The sequence below is a fragment of the Paenibacillus sp. J2TS4 genome (genome assembly GCF_018403245.1).
Lineage (GTDB): Bacteria > Bacillota > Bacilli > Paenibacillales > NBRC-103111 > Paenibacillus_L.
Genome location: NZ_BOSH01000020.1, coordinates 1 through 20,381 on the forward strand (window position 1 = coordinate 1; position 20,381 = coordinate 20,381).

The 20,381-nt window shown below is 48.7% G+C and carries 21 protein-coding genes and 1 rRNA gene; 21 read left to right on the plus strand and 1 reads right to left on the minus strand.

All coding sequences use genetic code 11. The features are described from left to right. From rrf to pssA, 9 genes are all read left to right on the plus strand, one after another. A 5S ribosomal RNA gene (gene rrf / locus KJS69_RS26795) occupies positions 1 to 111 on the plus strand; the annotation flags it as partial. A 1,460-nt stretch (positions 112 to 1,571) separates the two neighbouring features. Beyond that, the gene (locus KJS69_RS26800) at positions 1,572 to 1,730 is read left to right on the plus strand and encodes a hypothetical protein (protein WP_213586907.1); all 159 of its coding nucleotides are present in this window, start codon (positions 1,572 to 1,574) and stop codon (positions 1,728 to 1,730) included. A 411-nt stretch (positions 1,731 to 2,141) separates the two neighbouring features. Further along, a complete protein-coding gene (locus tag KJS69_RS26805) occupies positions 2,142 to 2,603 on the plus strand; it encodes a CtsR family transcriptional regulator (protein ID WP_213587046.1) in 462 nt (153 codons plus the stop codon). 74 nt (positions 2,604 to 2,677) lie between these two features. Continuing rightward, entirely contained in the window at positions 2,678 to 3,196 is a 519-nt protein-coding gene (gene mcsA, locus KJS69_RS26810) for a protein-arginine kinase activator protein McsA (protein ID WP_213586910.1), read from the plus strand. Between the two features lie 21 nt (positions 3,197 to 3,217). Next, on the plus strand, positions 3,218 to 4,276 hold the full coding sequence (gene mcsB / locus KJS69_RS26815; protein ID WP_213586912.1) for a protein-arginine kinase McsB: 1,059 nt from the start codon (positions 3,218 to 3,220) through the stop codon (positions 4,274 to 4,276). A gap of 84 nt (positions 4,277 to 4,360) precedes the next feature. Further along, positions 4,361 to 6,787, plus strand: a complete 2,427-nt coding sequence (gene clpC / locus KJS69_RS26820) for an ATP-dependent protease ATP-binding subunit ClpC (protein WP_213586913.1) — start codon at positions 4,361 to 4,363, stop codon at positions 6,785 to 6,787. Positions 6,788 to 7,246: 459 nt separating this feature from the next. Then, positions 7,247 to 8,614, plus strand: a complete 1,368-nt coding sequence (gene radA / locus KJS69_RS26825; RefSeq protein WP_213586915.1) for a DNA repair protein RadA — start codon at positions 7,247 to 7,249, stop codon at positions 8,612 to 8,614. Positions 8,615 to 8,641: 27 nt separating this feature from the next. Next, complete coding sequence (disA, locus tag KJS69_RS26830; protein WP_213586917.1) at positions 8,642 to 9,721, plus strand: DNA integrity scanning diadenylate cyclase DisA; 1,080 nt, start codon at positions 8,642 to 8,644, stop codon at positions 9,719 to 9,721. A 49-nt stretch (positions 9,722 to 9,770) separates the two neighbouring features. Next, complete coding sequence (gene pssA, locus KJS69_RS26835) at positions 9,771 to 10,445, plus strand: CDP-diacylglycerol--serine O-phosphatidyltransferase (protein ID WP_213586919.1); 675 nt, start codon at positions 9,771 to 9,773, stop codon at positions 10,443 to 10,445. A gap of 104 nt (positions 10,446 to 10,549) precedes the next feature. Here pssA and KJS69_RS26840 read toward each other — a convergent pair whose 3' ends face one another. Further along, positions 10,550 to 10,945, minus strand: a complete 396-nt coding sequence (locus tag KJS69_RS26840; protein ID WP_213586921.1) for a DUF1573 domain-containing protein — start codon at positions 10,943 to 10,945, stop codon at positions 10,550 to 10,552. A gap of 170 nt (positions 10,946 to 11,115) precedes the next feature. Here KJS69_RS26840 and KJS69_RS26845 point away from each other — a divergent pair, with 170 nt between their 5' ends. From KJS69_RS26845 to rpmG, 12 genes are all read left to right on the plus strand, one after another. Further along, a complete protein-coding gene (locus KJS69_RS26845) occupies positions 11,116 to 12,204 on the plus strand; it encodes a PIN/TRAM domain-containing protein (protein WP_213586923.1) in 1,089 nt (362 codons plus the stop codon). Positions 12,205 to 12,244: 40 nt separating this feature from the next. Continuing rightward, positions 12,245 to 12,949, plus strand: coding sequence for a 2-C-methyl-D-erythritol 4-phosphate cytidylyltransferase (gene ispD / locus KJS69_RS26850; RefSeq protein WP_213586925.1), 705 nt, complete (start codon positions 12,245 to 12,247; stop codon positions 12,947 to 12,949). Beyond that, positions 12,946 to 13,428, plus strand: coding sequence for a 2-C-methyl-D-erythritol 2,4-cyclodiphosphate synthase (ispF, locus tag KJS69_RS26855; protein WP_213586927.1), 483 nt, complete (start codon positions 12,946 to 12,948; stop codon positions 13,426 to 13,428). The genes ispD and ispF overlap by 4 nt, the downstream gene beginning before the upstream one ends. Before the next feature lie 45 nt (positions 13,429 to 13,473). Then, positions 13,474 to 14,931: a glutamate--tRNA ligase gene (gltX, locus tag KJS69_RS26860; RefSeq protein ID WP_213586929.1), complete on the plus strand. Its 1,458-nt coding sequence runs from the start codon at positions 13,474 to 13,476 to the stop codon at positions 14,929 to 14,931. A gap of 196 nt (positions 14,932 to 15,127) precedes the next feature. Further along, positions 15,128 to 15,364 (plus strand): hypothetical protein, encoded by a 237-nt coding sequence (locus tag KJS69_RS26865; protein WP_213586931.1) that lies wholly within the window; start codon positions 15,128 to 15,130, stop codon positions 15,362 to 15,364. A gap of 32 nt (positions 15,365 to 15,396) precedes the next feature. Further along, positions 15,397 to 16,044 (plus strand): serine O-acetyltransferase EpsC, encoded by a 648-nt coding sequence (gene epsC / locus KJS69_RS26870; RefSeq protein WP_213586933.1) that lies wholly within the window; start codon positions 15,397 to 15,399, stop codon positions 16,042 to 16,044. Between the two features lie 4 nt (positions 16,045 to 16,048). Beyond that, positions 16,049 to 17,443, plus strand: coding sequence for a cysteine--tRNA ligase (cysS, locus tag KJS69_RS26875; RefSeq protein ID WP_213586935.1), 1,395 nt, complete (start codon positions 16,049 to 16,051; stop codon positions 17,441 to 17,443). Then, positions 17,440 to 17,883, plus strand: a complete 444-nt coding sequence (locus KJS69_RS26880) for a Mini-ribonuclease 3 (protein ID WP_249730730.1) — start codon at positions 17,440 to 17,442, stop codon at positions 17,881 to 17,883. Before cysS ends, KJS69_RS26880 begins: the two co-directional genes overlap by 4 nt. A gap of 26 nt (positions 17,884 to 17,909) precedes the next feature. Continuing rightward, a complete protein-coding gene (rlmB, locus tag KJS69_RS26885; RefSeq protein WP_213586937.1) occupies positions 17,910 to 18,659 on the plus strand; it encodes a 23S rRNA (guanosine(2251)-2'-O)-methyltransferase RlmB in 750 nt (249 codons plus the stop codon). A gap of 4 nt (positions 18,660 to 18,663) precedes the next feature. After that, positions 18,664 to 19,179, plus strand: a complete 516-nt coding sequence (locus KJS69_RS26890) for an NYN domain-containing protein (RefSeq protein ID WP_213586939.1) — start codon at positions 18,664 to 18,666, stop codon at positions 19,177 to 19,179. A 189-nt stretch (positions 19,180 to 19,368) separates the two neighbouring features. Next, positions 19,369 to 20,016: an RNA polymerase sporulation sigma factor SigH gene (gene sigH / locus KJS69_RS26895; RefSeq protein ID WP_213587050.1), complete on the plus strand. Its 648-nt coding sequence runs from the start codon at positions 19,369 to 19,371 to the stop codon at positions 20,014 to 20,016. Between the two features lie 207 nt (positions 20,017 to 20,223). After that, positions 20,224 to 20,373, plus strand: a complete 150-nt coding sequence (gene rpmG, locus KJS69_RS26900; RefSeq protein ID WP_213586941.1) for a 50S ribosomal protein L33 — start codon at positions 20,224 to 20,226, stop codon at positions 20,371 to 20,373. Positions 20,374 to 20,381 lie beyond the last annotated feature (8 nt).

The following is a 20,381-nucleotide window of genomic DNA, read 5'->3' on the forward strand; positions in this document are numbered from 1 at the left end:
GACGATGGCGGAGGGGCACCACGCGTACCCATCCCGAACACGACCGTTAAGCCCTCCAGCGCCGATGGTACTTGGACCGCAGGGTCCTGGGAGAGTAGGACGTTGCCAAGCGGATATATCAAAGAAGCTAGCTCGACCCAAGCAGTGGTTTTCGATGCCGACCTCGAAGTGATTCGAGAAGTGGCTCAACCGGTGCGGAAGGACGTGGCCAAGCGAATAAGCCTTGCCGGCTAGGATGCCGGTGGGGCTTTTTTTCTATTTGTCGTGTTCCATTTGCAGATTTCCTTTGTGTAGCATATTCCGCTTTCCCATTATGAAATGGGCGGATAAACTCTTGAGGTGTGGGGCGCTTTGCGGCGTTGGCAAGTCCAGTTTCGTTACACTGGAAAAAGCTTCGTTTTCGCAGCTACAGCGATCTGTAGCAAACGGTCGATTCATTGTGGAACCGGCGGTGGATAAGACAAGACGATAGATAAAACGATTTAGATTTGCGAAAAAGCTCAACGGCTATACAGCACAAAATGAAACGGTAACGGTTATGAATGACCATTAGCCGCCAAATGAGACCATTTCTTTTTTCTGACGGACATCGTTGTCCATTACACGGGAACATCTCTCCATTTCGCTTCTTTTTCTCCGCTAACGGTCATGGGTGTCCATTATCTTCTCGAAAAGCCCTTTTTCGCCGGATAGCAGACATAAGTGTCCGCTACCATTCAACGTGTAATTTTTTCAATCACCCTCTGTAGTTTCGTTAGCGAAACTACAGAGGGTTTCCACGCATATGGCGACCGATGCTAAGTCAGCGCCACTGAACCACTATTCATGCGTGGCAGCCCAAATGTCGTTCGAAATATCGGCGTTGTTTGCCGCGCGGCGCTGGCAATGGAATGGGTAGACCATCGCCATCACTTGCTCGCTCTTTTTCGAAACCGATATGCCGCTAACGAAACTGGAACGTCTTATTTGGCTAAAATGAGGGGATTTTAAAATGTAACGAAACTGGGAGTCGCTATTTACCTGAAAAGAGGCGAAATGACCTCTGAAGTGGGTCAATAACGTTATCCAGTTTCGTTACCATGGAAAAAGACTCGTTTTTGCGGCTATAGCGATGTGTAGTTCCGTTAGCGATACTGGGTTTGGCAATACTAGGCCACCGATCTCGCATGTGGCGTTCGAATGAGGCGCTGCCTAATCAATACTGAGCGGTTGGTTGCACCGGTGGGAGGGGAATGTTCCGTTAGTGCTACTGGGCCGCGCTGACCTTGCCTGCCTTGCCGGTGAGGCTTTTTCCGTCAGAGGAGATTTAATCGTCCGTGCTGTGAATTTTTACTTAACGAAGGCTTGTCACAGCTTTATTGAATAAAACGGTTAGGAGCAACCGACAATATGAAAAGAGTCGCCTCACTGGATTGAGCGATACGGTTTCCCGCTAGAAGCTAACGCAAGTGCGTCCGAAAATCCCGTTTTTTGTATACCAATTCCAGCTTTATGTGGAATAACCATCTCTCGATCGGAGGCGGATTTTTATCCTGAAAAATGAAATGCCTCTCTTAGTTGGATTTAGATTAATGGGCGGAATGCCTCTCTCGATCGGTGAGCAGATTTTTATGCTTAAAAATGAAATGCCTCTCTTAGTTGGATTTAGATTAATGGGCGGAATGCCTCTCTTGATCGGTGAGCAGATTTTTATGCTGAAAAATGAAATGCCCTCTCTTGGTTGGATTTAGATTAATGGGCGGAATGCCTCTCTCGATCGGGGGCGGATTTTTCATCCTGAAAAATGAAGTGCCTCTCTTAGTTGGATTTAGATTAATGGGCGAATGCCTCTCTTGATCGTGGAAGCGAGTTTTTTTAGATCGGAGAACGAATGGAAGGTCGCTTGGGATGAGCCGACGACTTATTGCTCTTTTCCATGAAGTTTCCATAAAAAAATAAAAAACTATTGGCAAATTAAAAAAACATGATATAATAAACTTAAAGTCAAAGATAGTCAAAGTCAACGAAAAAGCAATTCATATTAGAGTAACTAATTTAGCATTTGAGGCACTTAGCATGTTTGCATTGTCTTAGGTAAAGGAAACAATGAGCGTGAGCGCATAATATGGGTTTATTTCATGTTAGAAGTGAGGGATGGAGCCATGCGTAACGCCTCGGAAATCATCGAACAGTATCTTAAGCAATCCTTGCTGCAGAGTCCAAACGGCGTCATTGAAATTCAACGGAATGAGCTGGCGGAGCAATTTCAATGCGTCCCTTCGCAAATTAATTATGTCATCAGCACCCGTTTTACACTTGAAAAAGGTTACATCGTGGAAAGCAAGCGCGGCGGGGGAGGCTATATCCGGATTCAGAAAGTGTCCATTGGCAAACAGGGCACTATTTTGGATTATATTTTGCGAACGGTCATCGACTCCATTGATCAGACGACTTCTGAAGGTCTGGTTTATCAGCTAGAAGAAGGAGGATTTATTTCACGGAGAGAGGCCAAATTAATTAAAGCGGCAATTTCAAGAGAGGTATTAGTGGTTAAACTACCCTTAAGGGATGAAATTCGGGCCAAAATTTTGAAGTCCATGTTGTTAGCTTTATTGAGTAAATAACAATAATTAAGAAAGAAAACGGAAAAACAACCGCTTTTCATAACGCATGAATAGCAATAAGGAGGGTGGATTTCATGAATTGTCAAGAATGTGGTAAAAAACCGGCCTCTCTACATTTTACGAAAATCGTCAACGGAGAGAAGACAGAATTCCATCTCTGTGAAGCCTGTGCCCGGGAAAAAGGCGAGATGATTCCAGGGACTCCTAACGGTTTTTCCATTCATAATTTGCTTTCCGGCCTGCTGGATTTCGATCCTTCATCTCATAGCTCTCTCGGCACGAAACCGCAGACACTTCGCTGTGAGGAATGCGGATTGACCTATTCTCAATTCAGCAAGCTTGGACGGTTCGGCTGCAGCTCCTGTTACCGGCATTTTTCAGAACGGCTCGATCCTTTGTTCAAAAGGGTGCATGGCAATATATCCCACGTCGGCAAGGTTCCCAAACGTTCAGGTGGAATTATTAAATACAAAAGAGAAATTGAAAATTTGAAGCAAGAGCTGTCCAAAACCATCGAGCTGGAGGAATTCGAGCAAGCAGCCAGAATCAGAGATCGCATTCGAGACTTGGAAAAAAGAATGGCGGAATTTTAATAACAGTAAGGAGGGGGCCAAATGCCTGGGCGTTACACAAGTGAAGCATTAAGCGAGTGGATGAAAGATAATGGACCGGATTCCGATATCGTAATCAGCAGCCGCATCCGGATAGCTCGTAATTTACGCTCATATCCTTTTCCGATGCTGGCCACCAATCAACAATCCAAAGAAGTGTTGGACAAAATAACCGAGGTTTTGTCCAATGAGGAATTGGCGCAGATTAGTGAACTGGAGACGATGTCCCTGGCCGATTTGAGCGATTTGGATAAACGGGTGCTGGTCGAAAAACACCTCATTAGTCCCAGCCTGGCCAATGAATCACGCAATGGCGCGGTAATTCTGAGTAAGAACGAGTCGATCAGCATTATGGTGAATGAAGAGGATCATCTCCGGATTCAGGTGCTCTGCTCCGGTTTTCAGATTAAAGAGGCTTGGGATCTGGCTAATCAGTTTGATGATATTTTTGAAAGTCAGTTGAACTACGCTTTCGATGAGAAAAGAGGCTACCTGACCAGCTGCCCGACCAATGTAGGGACGGGCATTAGAGCCTCCGTCATGATCCATCTTCCCGCACTGGTTCTTACGCAGCAAATCAATCGCATCCTGTCGGCGATTACCCAGGTTGGTCTGGCGGTGAGAGGACTTTATGGCGAAGGCAGCGAAGCAACCGGGAACCTGTTCCAAATATCCAATCAGATCACATTAGGCCAAACCGAGGAAGAAATCATCGACAATTTGTATAGTGTCGTTCGTCAGATTATCGAGCATGAGAGAGCCGCAAGAGCAAGGCTGCAAGAGGAGTCCCGGCACCGTCTGACGGATCGGGTTAATCGATCCTACGGCATTTTGTCTCACGCCGTCATTATGGATTCCAAGGAAGCCGCTCAGCGTCTGTCCGATGTTCGCCTGGGTATCGATCTGGGTATTATAACTAACCTGTCCGCTAAGGTGTTAAATGAACTGATGGTCATGACCCAGCCAGGGTTCCTGCAGCAGTATGCAGGTAAGAAGCTATCTCCGGAGGACCGGGATATTCGCAGGGCACAATTAATTAGAGAGCGGTTTGTCCATACTTGACCTGATTGATTTGTTACCCCGCATGGCGTAAGGGTAAAGGCAGTTATAATCTGTTTGTAATAACCATATTTGGAGGTGTATTCTATGATGTTTGGAAGATTTACGGAGCGTGCACAAAAGGTTCTGGCATTAGCGCAAGAAGAAGCTGTCCGTTTGGGACATAACAATATTGGTACCGAGCATATTCTGCTGGGTCTTATTCGCGAAGGCGAAGGCATCGCAGCCAAAGCGCTTGTCGCTCTAGGCTTGGGTCTGGAAAAAATTCAGGACGAAGTAGAAGCGTTAATCGGACGCGGACAAGAGCAGCCGAGTAATTTCGCTTACACCCCCCGGGCCAAAAAGGTGATTGAGCTTTCGATGGACGAAGCCCGCAAGCTGGGACATACTTATGTAGGCACCGAGCATATTCTACTCGGACTTATTCGAGAAGGTGAAGGAGTGGCGGCAAGGGTTTTGAATAACCTCGGAATTTCCCTGAACAAAGCCCGTCAACAAGTACTGCAGCTTCTGGGCAGCAGTGAAGTTGTCTCCTCCAACCATGGCACCCCGGCGAACGTGAATACTCCGACATTGGATAGCTTGGCAAGAGATCTAACCGCCATAGCTAAAGAAAGCAACCTTGATCCGGTCATCGGGCGTAATAAGGAAATTGAGCGTGTCATTCAGGTTCTGAGCCGGCGAACGAAGAACAATCCGGTATTGATCGGCGAGCCTGGAGTAGGAAAGACAGCCATTGCGGAAGGTTTGGCACAGAAAATTATTCATAACGAAATCCCCGAAACGCTGCGGGATAAAAGAGTGATGACTCTGGATATGGGCTCAGTTGTAGCGGGTACCAAATATCGGGGAGAATTTGAAGACCGGCTGAAAAAGATTATGGATGAAATTCGCCAAGCCGGCAATATTATTCTCTTCATCGACGAACTGCATACTTTGATCGGTGCTGGCGGAGCGGAAGGAGCTATTGACGCCTCCAATATCCTCAAACCGTCCTTGGCGCGGGGAGAACTTCAATGTATCGGTGCGACGACACTCGATGAATATCGCAAGTACATTGAGAAAGATGCTGCATTGGAAAGACGTTTTCAACCGATTATGGTCGATCAGCCGTCTCCGGAAGAAGCGATTCAAATTCTGCACGGTTTGAGAGATCGTTATGAAGCTCACCACCGTGTCAAAATTTCCGATGAATCCATTGAAGCGGCAGTGAAATTATCCGACCGCTACATTACCGATCGTTTCCTGCCGGATAAAGCGATTGACCTGATTGACGAGGCCGGTTCCAAAGTAAGACTTCGTTCTTACACCGTACCGCCGAATCTGAAAGAGCTGGAGAGCAAACTGGAGGATATTCGCAAGGAGAAAGACTCCGCGGTGCAGAGCCAGGAATTTGAAAAGGCGGCATCGCTTCGCGACACCGAGCAAAAGCTGCGCGAAGAGCTGGAAGTGACGAAGAATGAATGGAAGGAAAAGCAAGGCCGAACCGATTCGGAGGTAACTCCCGAAGATATCGCTCAGGTTGTGGCCAGCTGGACGGGAATCCCGGTAAGCAAGCTGAAAGAAGAAGAGACCGAACGTCTGTTGAAAATGGAGGATATCCTTCATAATCGGGTTATCGGGCAATCGGAAGCGGTCAAAGCTGTTAGCCGGGCTATCCGCAGAGCGCGTGCCGGCCTTAAAGATCCCAAAAGACCGATGGGATCGTTTATCTTCCTCGGGCCGACCGGTGTCGGGAAAACCGAGCTCGCCAGAGCGCTTGCCGAATCCTTATTCGGGGACGAGAATGCTGTCATTCGCATCGATATGTCGGAATATATGGAGAAGCACTCCACTTCTCGTCTGGTCGGAGCGCCTCCGGGATACGTCGGGTATGACGAAGGAGGTCAATTGACCGAGAAAGTCCGCCGCAAACCGTATTCGGTCGTACTGCTCGACGAGATTGAAAAAGCGCATCCGGAAGTTTTCAACATTCTTCTTCAGGTACTGGAAGACGGCCGTTTGACCGACTCCAAAGGACGAACTGTCGATTTCCGCAACACTCTGATCATCATGACCTCGAACGTCGGAGCGGAGATGATTAAGAAGAACACATCTCTTGGCTTTACAGTAGTTGAGGACAACGCCAAGGATTACAATAACATGCGGGACAAAGTGATGTCTGAGCTGAAGAAAAGCTTCCGTCCGGAATTCCTTAACCGGATCGATGAGATCATCGTATTCCACTCCTTGGACGAGAAGCATATTGCTCAAATCGTCACCCTGATGTCGGAAGAGCTGCGGAAGCGGCTTAAGGAGCAGGAAGTAGATTTCGTGCTTACCGACGCAGCCAAAGACTTCCTGGCTAAGGAAGGGTACGATCCGGCGTATGGAGCAAGACCATTGCGCAGAGCGATTCAGAAGCATATCGAGGATCGCCTGTCGGAGGAACTGCTTAAAGGCAATATTGCCAAAGGGGATACGCTGACGATTGATGAAAAGGATGGAGAACTGCTGGTCACTCAATCCAAGTAAGAAGAGGGGCATGGTCAGCTCCGATCCATAGATCAACATGATGTAACTTCATTTGGAATACTATGAAAAAGCGTCTCTTTAATCGGATAAATCGGTTAGAGAGGCGCTTTTTACTACATGTAAAGGCTCCAAAACCGATATCAGTGGCGGCTTGACGAAATAAATGTTTCACGGGCTTTCTAAAAATGCGCTCTATTTTCTACCTTTTGTGAAAAATCGATGATTTCGCCAAATCCATTTTCGGGGAAAAAGGTTGGATTTAAGAGGCATTTTTGATTGGGTAACTGCTGGATTTAGGGGCGCTTTTGCCCCGTGCTTGGATCAAGCGGGATGGATACACCAGCCGGATTTTACTTACGGTTTAGGTATGAAATCGGCAGAGGGGTTTTCACCCGTTGAAGGACATGGTAAACTTTGATATAAATGTTTGTTTTTTATTGAAGATAGGAGAACCCTCCAATGGCTAAACAGAAGACGAAATTTTGCTGTCAGGAATGCGGCTATGAGTCGCCTAAGTGGCTGGGCAAATGCCCGGGTTGCCAGTCTTGGAACAGCATGGTTGAAGAAATAGAGACCGTAATTAAAACCCAGGGGATCGCTTCATCGTTAATTCAGACCAAAGAAAAGGCCGTTTCCATTATAGATATAGAAAGTACACGAGAACCGCGAATCGATACGAATAACCGGGAATTAAACCGTGTACTGGGCGGAGGGGTCGTTCCCGGCTCCCTTATTCTGGTAGGCGGGGATCCAGGGATTGGCAAATCAACGCTGCTGCTGCAAACCTCTTACGCTCTAACTAAAAATAATCTTCGTGTGCTCTACATTTCCGGCGAGGAATCTGCCCGCCAAACCAAGCTTAGAGCGGATCGGCTCGCGGCCTCCTCCCCCCTTCTATATGTCCTTTGTGAAACGAATTTTGAACATATATCCGCCGCTATCGATGAAGTGCAGCCTGATTTTCTAGTGATGGATTCGATCCAGACGGTGTATCATCCCGCTGTCGCGTCGGCCCCGGGCAGCGTTTCGCAGGTACGGGAATGTACCGCCCACTTTATGAGAATAGCTAAAGTGAAAGGAATCGCCACCGTCCTTGTTGGTCATGTGACCAAAGAAGGGGCGATTGCCGGACCGCGTCTGCTCGAACATATGGTCGATTGCGTCTTGTACTTCGAAGGGGAGCGCCACCATACGTACAGGCTGCTTAGAGCAGTCAAGAACCGGTTCGGATCGACTAATGAAATCGGAATTTTTGAAATGACCGAAGCGGGCTTAATGGAAGTTAACAATCCATCGGAGCTGTTTCTGTCCGAGCGGCCGGTAGGAGCTTCGGGCTCCGCCGTAGCGGCCAGCATGGAAGGGACTCGGCCGATGCTTGTGGAATTGCAGGCGTTGGTCGCATCGACTAACTTTCCGTCGCCCCGAAGAATGTCCGCAGGTTTTGACCACAACCGTTTATCGTTAATCATCGCGGTTCTGGAGAAGAGAATCGGGTTGGTTCTGCAGAGCCAGGATGTGTATTTGAACGTAGCTGGTGGGGTCAAGCTGGATGAGCCGGCTGTAGATTTGGCTGTAGCCGTCAGCATTGCCTCGAGCTTTCGCGATCATCCGGTCGAGCCGGACGTTGTCGTCTTCGGGGAGATCGGATTGACTGGCGAGGTCAGAGGAGTGTCAAGGATAGATCAGCGGGTTAAGGAAGCTCAGAAGCTTGGGTTCAAAAGAGTGATTATGCCGGAAAAGAGTTTGAAGGGCTGGACGCCCCCAAATCAGATTGATATTGTTGGCGTCACCACCGTCTCCGAGGCTCTGGCTGCGGTAATGCGATAAATGATGAACAGTTGCGAGGGGGCTAACATGGTTAAAGAAGAAGTGAATCGGGATGTAATGAGCCAGCTGCTGCAATTGGTAGCGCCCGGAACCTCTTTTCGGGATGGCTTGGATAACGTGTTGCGTGCCAACACAGGAGCGTTAATTGTGGTAGGCTACAGCCCCGAAGTGATGGAAATTGTGGATGGAGGCTTCTCCATCAATTGTGATTTCTCGCCCAACTTTCTGTATGAATTGGCGAAGATGGACGGGGCGATTATATTAAGCGAAGACTTGAAGAGAATTCTATATGCGAATACGCAGCTCATTCCTGATTCATCGATCCCGTCAATAGAAACGGGGATTCGTCATCGTACGGCGGAAAGAGTAGCCAAGCAAACCGGCAAGCTGGTGGTCTCTATTTCCCAACGCAGACATGTCATAACTCTGTACCAAGGAAATTTGCGTTACTCGCTTAAAGATATCGGCGTCATCTTAACCAAGGCCAATCAGGCTATCCAGACGCTGGAGAAATACAAAGTGGTTCTCGATCAAACGCTCATTAATCTTGGAGCCTCCGAATTTGAGGAGATGGTGACGCTCCATGACGTGACCAGCGTCATGCAAAGAATAGAAATGGTGCTGAAGGTCAGAGCCGAAATCAATAAATATATTAATGAGCTTGGCACCGAAGGACGTCTGATCCGGATGCAGCTCGAGGAGCTGGTGGCCGGGACGGAGCAGGAATCGATTCTGCTGATCAAGGATTATTGCAAGGAGATGAATGAGGATAAAGTCAAAGATATCCGTACCGCTTTGCGCAAACTGACCAGCGAGGAGCTGCTGGATCATCAGCATATTGTCCGAATTCTTGGATACAACAGCTCCAACTCGGTTCTGGAGGAGCAGGTTCATCCGCGCGGATTCCGCGTTCTCCACAAAATTCCAAGGCTTCCACCCATTATCATTAACAATTTAGTGGACCAATTCAAAACCTTTTCCCATATTTTGGCGGCGTCAATTCAACAATTAGACGAGGTAGAAGGTATTGGGGAAGTTCGAGCCAGAACAATTAAGGAAGGTTTAAAACGAATCCAAGGCCAGGTATTTGTTGACAGACATATTTAATTTCCGTAAAATAAATGGATTAGGTGACTATTTCAAAGGTGGTCAAGGAATGATTAAAAAAACCCTTCCCAGTATTTTTACGGTTTTAAACCTTTTTCTGGGAATCGTTGCTATAATATTAGTTTATACCGAAAAGCCCAGTCTGGCAGCTGTCATGGTCATTATAGCCATGCTTATGGATGGCTTGGATGGTAGAGTAGCCAGGGCGTTAAACGCACAGAGCGAGTTCGGGAAAGAGCTCGATTCATTGTCTGATGTGATTTCATTCGGGGTAGCTCCCGCTTTTATTATGTATGTTGTTGCTTTTTCCGGCTTGAATCCTCCTACAGCCTGGATTACGACCGCGCTGTTCCCGATCTGCGGAGCACTTAGGTTGGCCCGCTTCAATGTGGTGGAGGGGATTCCGGGATACTTTATCGGCTTGCCGATTCCTGCTGCCGGTGGAATCCTATGTACTCTTGCATTGTTCCATCAGGAAATTCATCCTTACATTCTCGTAGCCAGCACTGTCCTGCTGTCTTATTTAATGGTCAGCAACATCAAGTATCCGAGCTTCAAGAAGGTTCACGTGCCTAAGCCGGTCATCTGGATAGCCCCGCTCGTTGTTATTGGGGCTACAGCGGTTGCTTTTGCTTATCCCGGACCGCTATCCAAGCTGATCTTTGTTCCGCTCGTCCTGTATGCTTTATATGGAACTCTCCAGAGCTTCAGGAAGAGACGTTAAGGCAAGATAAATATTATATTCGAAAATAAAAAGCATTTATTTTCTGATTTAAGGAAAATAAATGCTTTTTTGTGTTTGCTTATAGCTCGTTTCCTCTGCTGCTCTTACGACAGGTTAAAAAAACCGAGGGTAGAGCATTTCTTGGATTCATCGTTCACGATTTTTTGCATATCGATGTCGAGTAAATTACACAGGGAGGCGGTGTAAAACATGTTTTTACCCAATTCGGCACCGACAATTTCCAGACAATTGTCACATAGGTGTCCGTCCATGTGTGTCTCAAGCGCCCTCTTGGCATCCTGAAGCGTCATATCCGAGGTATAGCTCTGCTTGCCTGCATTGACCTCGATGCATCCGCATTCAGTCACCGCTTTAACAACAGAACGGTGAACCGCGGCGTTGGATTGCTGGTATTTCGATAAAACATCAAGCAAACTTCGGTGTCGGAGCAACAATTCGGAGACTTGTTCCTGGAACTGCTTCAAATCGAGCGAGTTCATTCCATCCACCTCAATCGTGATTAATTTAGAAATAATTATACTTAAAAGAAGGTGGCTTTTCAATTTGCAATCGATAGAGAGAGAACTCCAAAACGGGAGGTTTAGGCTGGAATGAATTGGATCATAATTAATACTAGAGCTACAGTCATTTTTATGGAGGTGAAGCGGTAATGAAATTATGGGTCCAAATTTTCGGGGCGATCATCGGTGGAATTATGGGTTTCCAATGGAATGGTTACCTGGGAGAAGGGGCGCTTCAATGGTTGCAACTGCTGCTAGGTCAAACCGAACTTCAAGGTCAGGTTTACTGGATGATCGGAATGGGTGCAGCGGCGGGCTATGCCGTAGCCTTGTTCGCGACATTGTCTGGAAGACGGTTCTTGCATAGAGAAGGCTCGGGAGCCGGACAGATGCCCCTGCCGGAGCTGTTAACCGGAATTGCCGGGATGCTCATAGGTCTGCTGATCGCGGTGCTATTGTTCCCATCCTTAGACCGGCTGGCTGGAGGGAATAGCGTGCTGCCAGTAGCTGTCACTTTTTTGCTGGGCATCGGAGGATTCCGTTGGGGATGCTCCCAGCATGGCGAGTTTGCCGATTTGTTGCTCAAAATGCGTACGATCCAGGATCCTGCTGCGGACGGGTCGTTGGTGGAAGAGCACAAAATATTGGATACCAGCGTCATTATAGATGGCCGAATAGCGGATATATGCAAGACGGGCTTTATCGAAGGAATTCTCGTCATTCCCGAATTTGTATTAGAGGAGCTTCAGCATATCGCGGATTCATCCGATTTGCTTAAACGGAACCGCGGACGTAGAGGTCTGGATATTCTTAATAAAATTCAAAAAGAGCTCGAAGTGAAAGTGCTTATTTATGAAGGCGACTTTGAAGACATTTCAGAGGTGGACAGCAAGCTCGTCAGACTGGCGAAGCTGTTGCGGGGTAAAGTGATTACGAATGATTTCAATTTAAACAAAGTCTGCGAGCTTCAGGGCGTGTCGGTTTTGAACATCAACGATTTAGCCAATGCCGTTAAGCCTGTCGTCCTGCCCGGCGAAGAAATTATGATCCAAATTATTAAGGATGGCAAAGAATACGGTCAAGGTGTCGCTTATCTGGACGATGGTACCATGATCGTCGTTGAAGGGGGCAGAGAGTATATTGGGATGACGATGGAGGTTATGGTCACCAGCGTTTTGCAAACCTCGGCCGGCCGGATGATATTCGCTAAACCGAAATTGTTGGAAAAAGCGCAATAAAGCGTTATGATAGAGAGAAAACGACTGTGCGGGGGAAACTATGGGGAAGCAAGGAGTCATCGTTGTTGCCGGGGGGACAGGCTCCCGTATGGGAACAACCGAAAGCAAGCAGTATTTAATGCTTGGTGATAAACCAATCTTGATTCATACGTTATTGACTTTTCAACAAGTCGAGGAGATCGATTCCATCGTTCTTGTGGTGGGTCAAGGGGATGAGGACCGCTGTCATGCTTACATGGATCGCTACGGGCTGGCCAAAGTTGTTCGGATCGTTACCGGAGGAACAGAACGACAGCATTCGGTCCATCGGGGGCTCCGGCATTTGCCTGATGAGATCGAATGGGTGCTGGTGCATGACGCGGTCCGTCCCTTTGTCTCCCGGCAGGATATCCTTCGCTGCCTGGCCAAGGCCAAGCAGACGGGCGCCGCCGTTCTGGCCGTTCCGGTTAAGGATACGATCAAGAAGATCGGAGCGGAAGGAGCGATCGAATCGACGCCGGACCGGCGAAGCTTGTGGGCGATTCAGACCCCGCAAGCTTTTCGTCTGTCTGCGCTTGCTCAGGCTTATGAGAAGGCCGAGGCAGACGGTTTCGTCGGTACGGACGATGCTATGCTGGTGGAACGGATGGGACAAACTGTATATGTGGTCGAAGGCAGCTATGCCAATATTAAAATTACGACGCCCGAGGATCTTGGATGGGCGGAGTGGTATGTACAATCGGGAAGAGGAGAGATCGAACTATGATTCGTGTTGGACATGGCTTTGACGTTCATCAACTGGTCGCGGGCCGCAAATGCATTATCGGGGGAGTGGAAATTCCTTATGAGAAAGGATTGTTAGGCCATTCCGATGCGGACGTTCTGCTGCATGCCATTACCGACGCGGTTCTGGGGGCGCTTGCTCTGGGGGATATTGGCAAGCATTTTCCCGATACGGACGAGGCATACAAGGATGCGGACAGCTTGAAGCTGCTTAAGGATGTCTGGGTACTGGTCAAGGATAGAGGCTATAAGCTGGGCAATGTGGATGCTACGATCATGGCTCAGAAACCGAAGATGGCTCCTTATATCCCGCAGATAGTGCAAGTGATTGCCGATGCGCTGGAGGCGGATGCCGATAGGGTTAACGTGAAAGCGACAACGACCGAGCAGCTAGGTTTTGTTGGCCGGGGTGAAGGAATTGCCGCTCAATCTGTTGTTTGCCTGGTTAAAGATATGCTATGATAGCTCATATTTAGGTTCTGTACTGAATGAGAGGGGTTAACTTCGATGTCTGCTAACGTTCGCGTGCGCTATGCGCCTAGTCCGACAGGGCACTTACATATCGGCGGGGCCAGAACCGCATTATTTAATTATTTGTTTGCCCGCAGCAAGCAGGGTCGCTTCATTGTCCGTTTCGAGGACACCGATCAGACCCGTCATGTCGAGTCCGGGGTGGACAACCAATTGAACGGGCTTCGCTGGCTGGGGATCGACTGGGATGAAAGTGTGGATACAGGAGGAGATTACGGGCCGTATCGTCAGATGGAACGGCTGCCGCTGTATCAGCCTTATATCGATCAATTGCTGGCCAATGGGCATATTTACCATTGCTATTGCAGCGAGGAAGAGCTGGAGCAGGAACGGGCCGCCCAGGAGGCGCGGGGAGAAATGCCCAGATATTCGGGCAAATGCCGCCATTTAACTGAAGAGCAGGCAGCTGAATATCGCTCGGAAGGACGGAAGCCGACGCTTCGCTTTCGCGTGCCTGCAGATGAAATCATACAGTTGGAGGATGAGGTACGGGGAACGGTTGAGTTTGAGACCAACGGGATCGGCGATTTCATTATCGTTCGTCCGGACGGGATCCCTATGTACAATTTTGCCGTCATCCTGGATGACCATTTGATGCACATTACCCACGTTATTCGCGGGGAAGAGCATCTGTCCAATACACCTCGCCAGATTATGCTGTATCGTGCGCTTGGCTGGGAGGCTCCTCGTTTTGCGCATCTGTCGCTCATTTTAAACCAGGATCGCAAGAAAATGAGCAAGCGCGACGAATCGATCATCCAGTTCATCGAGCAATACAAGGAGCTCGGCTACCTGCCGGAAGCGGTGGTCAATTTCATCACCCTGCTCGGTTGGTCTCCCGGGGGAGAGGAGGAGATCTTCTCTATGGAAGAGCTCATCGCTCAGTTCACCCTGCAGCGCATCTCCAAAAGTCCGGCTGTATTCGATATGGATAAGTTGAATTGGATGAACAATCACTACTTCAAGAAGGCAGATAAAGAGCGGATTGTGGAATTAACGCTGCCTCATCTGCAGAGGGCGGGCAAGCTTCCCGAGACGCTGGATGAGTCGCAGAAGGAATGGGCTTCTCTGCTGATCGGATTATATCAAGAGCAGATGAGATATGCGGCAGAGATCGTCGAGCTGTCGGATCTTTTCTTCCGGGAGCAGCTCGATTATGAAGGAGAAGCCCAACAATTGCTTGCCGAGCCTCATGTTCCGGCTGTGCTGGCTGCTTTTGCCGAGCAAGTGAAGAATGGAGAAGACTATACAGCGGATTCGATTAAAGCGATGCTTAAAAAGGTGCAGGCCGAGACCGGCTACAAAGGCAAGCAGCTGTTTATGCCGATCCGTGTCGCATTGACCGGACAAACGCATGGGCCCGATTTGAATCAGACGATCTATTTAATCGGCAAATCGAAAGTGTTGAGCCGCCTAGAGAAGCTATTGTCGTAAATCGGCACCTTTTGATATACTGGAACATATATATATCGATGGAATGTGTTGATCAGGAAAGTACGTGTGGCCAGGGGTTCCCAGAGAAGACATCCGGTACTCTGTAGAGGTGTAACCGGCTGTGAGATGTCTATTCCCTGCTACATGGAAATGCGCCTGTGAACAGCATCATTGAGCTGCCGCTTAAGCAGGGTAGATGTTGCCGGGTAGTCCCCGATACCAGCTGATAAGACGGACCGCCGCCTTGCCGCATAAGCTTCAGGCTGGCAATGAAGGAGGAGGCGCCCAAGCAGAGTGGAACCGCGTTGAAGACACGCCTCTGCAGCTTTGTGCTGCAGAGTTTTTTTTGTTGTTCGGCAAGAATAGACGTGAGCAGAGTGCCTCTCCGCTTGTCTGGCCGCCAAGCATTCAATTGGATCATAAGGACAGATGAACTCGTCTATCCGGAGAAAGGAAGGTGACATCGTGTTTCGTACAATCCGTTCGGATATTCAAGCGGTTTTTGATAACGATCCGGCTGCGCGCAACTTGCTGGAAGTTATATTTACTTATTCTGGACTTCATGCCGTATGGTTTCATCGCATAGCTCATTGGCTTTACATTCACAAATGGTATACTTTCGCCCGAATTTTTTCGCAAATTTCGAGATTTTTTACGGGGATCGAAATCCACCCGGGAGCGAGAATCGGCCAGCGCTTGTTTATCGACCACGGGATGGGGGTCGTCATAGGAGAGACCTGCGAAATAGGAGACGATGTTATCCTCTATCAAGGAGTTACCCTTGGCGGAACCGGTAAAGAAAAAGGAAAACGCCATCCCACTATTGGAAATCATGTCGTAGTCTCTTCAGGAGCGAAAGTGCTGGGCTCTTTTACGGTTGGAGACCATTCGATCATTGGTGCGAATGCGGTTGTGCTGTCCGAAGTGCCGCCCAATTGTACTGTAGTCGGAATCCCGGGCAAGGTCGTCAAGCGTGACGGAGTTCGTGTGAATCGACTCGATCATGGCAATCTGCCTGATCCGGTTATTGATATTTGCAAGCAGCTGCAGCAGCAAATCGGGGAGCTGCAGCAGAAATTAGAGGAGCAAAAGCGAAAGAATGGAGGAGCATGATAAAATGGCATTGAAGATATACAATACGGTAACAAGGTCCAAGGAAACTTTTGTACCGATAGAGCCGGGCAAAGTGAAAATGTATGTTTGCGGCCCGACTGTTTATGATTATATTCATATAGGGAATGCCCGTCCGCTGATCGTCTTCGACGTAGTTCGACGGTATTTGATTTATTCCGGATATGATGTTCAGTATCTCGTCAATTTTACCGATGTGGATGATAAGCTGATTCGTAAAGCGGCCGAGCTGGGCTCTACCGTACCGGAAGTGGCGGATAAATTCATTGAGGCATTCATGGAAGACGTTGGTCTGATTGGCGTGGACGGAGCACAGCATCCCCGAGTGACGGAGAATATTCCGGAGATTATCTCGTTCATTGCTGAATTAACGGAGAAGGGATTTGCTTATGAAAGCGGCGGAGATGTCTATTTCCGGATCAGCCGTTTTCCGGAATATGGAAAGGTTTCCCACCAGAATATAGAGGAGCTGCAGGCCGGAATCCGCGTGGAAGTGGATGAGAGGAAGGAAGATCCGAGAGACTTTGCGCTGTGGAAAAAGGCGAAGCCCGGCGAAATTTCCTGGGCAAGCCCTTGGGGCGAAGGCCGTCCGGGATGGCATATCGAATGCTCGGCGATGGCCAAAAAATATTTGGGCGAAACTATTGACATTCACGGAGGGGGCCAGGATTTGCAATTTCCTCACCATGAATGTGAAGTGGCGCAATCCGAAGCCTTGCATGGCAAGCCGCTGGCGAACTACTGGATGCATAACGGATACCTGAATATTAATAATGAGAAAATGTCGAAATCGCTCGGCAACGGCTTGAACGTTCGGGAAATTCTGAAGGAAGTAAAGCCGGAGGTCTTTCGTTTCTTCATGCTGGCGACGCAATACCGCCATCCATTAAATTATAGTGACGAGACGATTCTCCAGGCAGAGGCCGGGCTTGAGCGGATTAATACTTGCTTGGCCAATATCGATTATCGTTTGAAGAATGTCCGGGACGGCGAGGTGGATGAGACGCTTGCTGGAGCGATCAAGCAGGCACGAGAGGATTTTGTAAATAAGATGGACGATGATTTCAATACGGCCGATGCCATTACCGCGATGTTTGATCTTGTAACGGCGGTAAACCGGTATCTTCAATCGGCCGATGTCACCGCCGCTTCACTGGAATTGGCCAAACAGCATTTTGCCGAGATGAATCAAGTGCTGGGTATCGCCCGGGAGCGGCAGGAAGAGCTGCTGGACGAAGAGATTGAGCAGTTGATCCAGGAGCGTACGGAAGCCAGGAAGGCAAAGAATTGGGCCCGGGCCGATGAAATCCGGGATTTGCTGACGGAGCGAGAGATCGTTCTGGAGGACACCCCGCAAGGAATCCGCTGGCGCCGGAAATGAACGATTCCATGACGAACCATCCATTGTTCACGTATCCGGGGGACAATGATCCCAAGCTGATGAATCCGCTTGTGCTCGCGTATATCGGCGACGCTGTCTACGAGCTGACGATTCGTCAGCATCTGGCATCGCTCGCCAATTATCGCCCCAATCAGCTCCATAAACAGGCCACGCGTTACGTCTCTGCCAAGGCCCAGGCCAGAGCGCTGGAGCAATGGCAGTCTGTACTGACGGAAGAAGAGGCCGATGTTGTGCGCAGGGGGCGCAATGCCAAATCCGGCACTGCGCCCAAAAATACCGACATTCTTGTCTACCGGCACAGCACGGCGCTGGAATGTCTCGTCGGCTATTTGTATTGTCAGGGGCGGCTGGACAGACTGCATCAACTTATAAATCTGGGCCTGGAGGGCGGCGATCCGCCTTCATCGGGCAAGCTATAATTATATGACAGCAAGGAGGAATCAGCTTGGAAGAATACATTGCGGGGAAGCATTCGGTGCTGGAAGCGATTCGCTCGGGCCGAACCATTCACAAAATATGGATCGCAGATAACGCGCAAAAGCATCACGTTAATCCGATATTGACCGAGGCGAAGGCTAACGGCATACTCGTTCAGACCACCCCCAGGCGCAAGCTGGATCAATGGGTTCCGAACGTTCAGAATCAAGGAGTGGTTGCCCAGATTGCAGCGTACGATTATGCCACTCTGGATGATATTCTGGACTATGCAAAACGCAAAGGCGAGGCGCCCCTGATCGTTATTCTCGATGAAATCGAGGACCCTCATAATTTGGGGGCCATCCTGCGAACAGCCGACTGTACCGGGGTGCACGGCGTCATCATTCCCAAGCGCAGAGCAGTCGGACTGACCGCCACCGTGTCCAAAATATCAGCCGGTGCTGTCGAATATGTTCCAGTAGCCAAAGTGACCAATCTGGTACAGACTATCGATGAATTAAAAGAGCTCGGAGTATGGGTTGCCGGAGCGGACGGCTCTGCGGAGCAGACCGTATTCGAGTTCGATCTGAAGATTCCGCTGGCCATCGTTATCGGCAATGAGAGCAAAGGAATTGGCCGATTGGTCAGAGAGCATTGCGATTTTTTGCTCAAGCTGCCTATGATGGGGAGCATCTTGTCGCTTAACGCCTCGGTAGCTGCTTCCGTTCTTATGTACGAGGCGTTGCGTCAACGATTGAGCAGTTCTTCCAGCGGTTAGCGGCATGAATGAGTATCTAATCGTAGACGGCTATAATATTATCGGAGCATGGCCGGAATTACAGAAGCTGAAAGATATTGGATTAGTGGAAGCGCGAGACCGTCTGATTGACATTCTGGCTGACTATCAGGCTTATTCAGGAATCCGGGTATACGTTGTGTTCGACGCACACCGTGTGCCCGGTCTGGCCGTCAAGATGAAACAGCGTCGGCTGGAAATTTTCTATACCAAGGAAAAAGAGACCGCCGACGAACGGATAGAAAGATTGGTCAACGAACTGACGGGAAGAAGAAACCGGATTTATGTCGCCACATCGGATCTCGTAGAGCAGCATGTTGTTTTTGGCAAGGGGGCATTAAGGATTCCCGCTAGAGAGCTGCTTCTGAAGGTCAGGCAGAGCCAGCAAGAGATTGGGCGCAAGCTGGAGAGAGCGGAACGGGGGAAGCACAGCTCCTTCGATGCCGTCCTTACTCCCGAAATGAAGCAGCTGTTTGAAAAGTGGAGGAGGGGGGATTCCTGACAGGCCCGTCCCAATGTGCCTTTTGCCTAACCTCGCAATCTAATGGCATTTTTTGGAATTATTTGAAGAAGGTGTTCAAAAAGTAGGCTTTTCAAGAGGTTTTGTCATTGACGGTCATTTGCCCCTCATGTATACTTGATCTATCTCTTTTATGAGGTTGCCGAAATGGCCAGGCCGGAGGGATTGTTCGTGAATGTTGACCTCAATGATTTGAGAAGTGATGTGTATGAGCTCAATAGTGACGAGGACAACGTCGAAGCGGTACGTGTTGGCAACAGTGGTGCGCTCGAATACTTGATCAATAAGTACAAAAATTTCGTGAGGGCGAAAGCCCGATCCTACTTTTTGATTGGCGCTGACCGTGAAGACATTGTTCAGGAAGGTATGATCGGATTATACAAAGCCATTCGCGATTTTCGGGGAGACAAGCTTGCCTCGTTTAAAGCGTTTGCAGAATTATGCATTACCCGACAAATCATTACCGCGATTAAAACCGCCACACGGCAAAAGCATATCCCCCTCAATTCGTATGTTTCATTGGACAAGCCCATTTATGATGAGGATTCCGACCGGACCTTGCTGGATGTTATTTGCGGCTCCAGAGTGACCGATCCGGAAGAGTTGATTATCAATCAAGAGGAATTCTTTGGTTTGGAAGATAAGATGGGCGAGATCTTGAGCGAGCTGGAACGCCGAGTGCTGATGCTCTACTTGGACGGCCGTTCCTACCAGGAGATTGCCGTTGATCTGGATCGTCATGTTAAATCGATTGATAATGCGCTCCAGCGGGTAAAGCGCAAGCTGGAGAAATATTTGGAAGTTAGAGATAACTTATAACTCGTAGCTTTCTTGCCCTTGGCGGAAAGTTATTTTTTTAAAATCGTAGGTTTATAGAAGCCCAGGCAAGAGAATAATGGTAATGATCCATTCCTTGACATGAAAATCACGGTATGATAAATTAATTCAGTGACCCTAAATTGTCAGACTCTCCTCAGACAATCGGGGTTCTTTATTAAGAAGGTTGTCTACTAGGGGGGTGTGATCATGCGGGTTATCATTACGTTGGCATGTACTAATTGCAAACAGCGTAACTATACGTCCAATAAGAACAAGCGGAACCATCCGGACCGCATGGAGATGAAGAAATATTGCAAGTTTTGCAATGAACACGTAATTCATCGCGAAACAAGGTAAGCAGTGGG

Coding starts and splice junctions, on each gene's coding strand:
- KJS69_RS26800 (WP_213586907.1), top strand. CDS start 1,572: ATGGGCGGAATGCCTCTCTCGATCGGTGAGCAGATTTTTATGCTTAAA.
- KJS69_RS26805 (WP_213587046.1), top strand. CDS start 2,142: ATGCGTAACGCCTCGGAAATCATCGAACAGTATCTTAAGCAATCCTTG.
- mcsA (WP_213586910.1), top strand. CDS start 2,678: ATGAATTGTCAAGAATGTGGTAAAAAACCGGCCTCTCTACATTTTACG.
- mcsB (WP_213586912.1), top strand. CDS start 3,218: ATGCCTGGGCGTTACACAAGTGAAGCATTAAGCGAGTGGATGAAAGAT.
- clpC (WP_213586913.1), top strand. CDS start 4,361: ATGATGTTTGGAAGATTTACGGAGCGTGCACAAAAGGTTCTGGCATTA.
- radA (WP_213586915.1), top strand. CDS start 7,247: ATGGCTAAACAGAAGACGAAATTTTGCTGTCAGGAATGCGGCTATGAG.
- disA (WP_213586917.1), top strand. CDS start 8,642: ATGGTTAAAGAAGAAGTGAATCGGGATGTAATGAGCCAGCTGCTGCAA.
- pssA (WP_213586919.1), top strand. CDS start 9,771: ATGATTAAAAAAACCCTTCCCAGTATTTTTACGGTTTTAAACCTTTTT.
- KJS69_RS26840 (WP_213586921.1), bottom strand. CDS start 10,945: ATGAACTCGCTCGATTTGAAGCAGTTCCAGGAACAAGTCTCCGAATTG.
- KJS69_RS26845 (WP_213586923.1), top strand. CDS start 11,116: ATGAAATTATGGGTCCAAATTTTCGGGGCGATCATCGGTGGAATTATG.
- ispD (WP_213586925.1), top strand. CDS start 12,245: ATGGGGAAGCAAGGAGTCATCGTTGTTGCCGGGGGGACAGGCTCCCGT.
- ispF (WP_213586927.1), top strand. CDS start 12,946: ATGATTCGTGTTGGACATGGCTTTGACGTTCATCAACTGGTCGCGGGC.
- gltX (WP_213586929.1), top strand. CDS start 13,474: ATGTCTGCTAACGTTCGCGTGCGCTATGCGCCTAGTCCGACAGGGCAC.
- KJS69_RS26865 (WP_213586931.1), top strand. CDS start 15,128: ATGTTGCCGGGTAGTCCCCGATACCAGCTGATAAGACGGACCGCCGCC.
- cysS (WP_213586935.1), top strand. CDS start 16,049: ATGGCATTGAAGATATACAATACGGTAACAAGGTCCAAGGAAACTTTT.
- KJS69_RS26880 (WP_249730730.1), top strand. CDS start 17,440: ATGAACGATTCCATGACGAACCATCCATTGTTCACGTATCCGGGGGAC.
- KJS69_RS26890 (WP_213586939.1), top strand. CDS start 18,664: ATGAATGAGTATCTAATCGTAGACGGCTATAATATTATCGGAGCATGG.
- rpmG (WP_213586941.1), top strand. CDS start 20,224: ATGCGGGTTATCATTACGTTGGCATGTACTAATTGCAAACAGCGTAAC.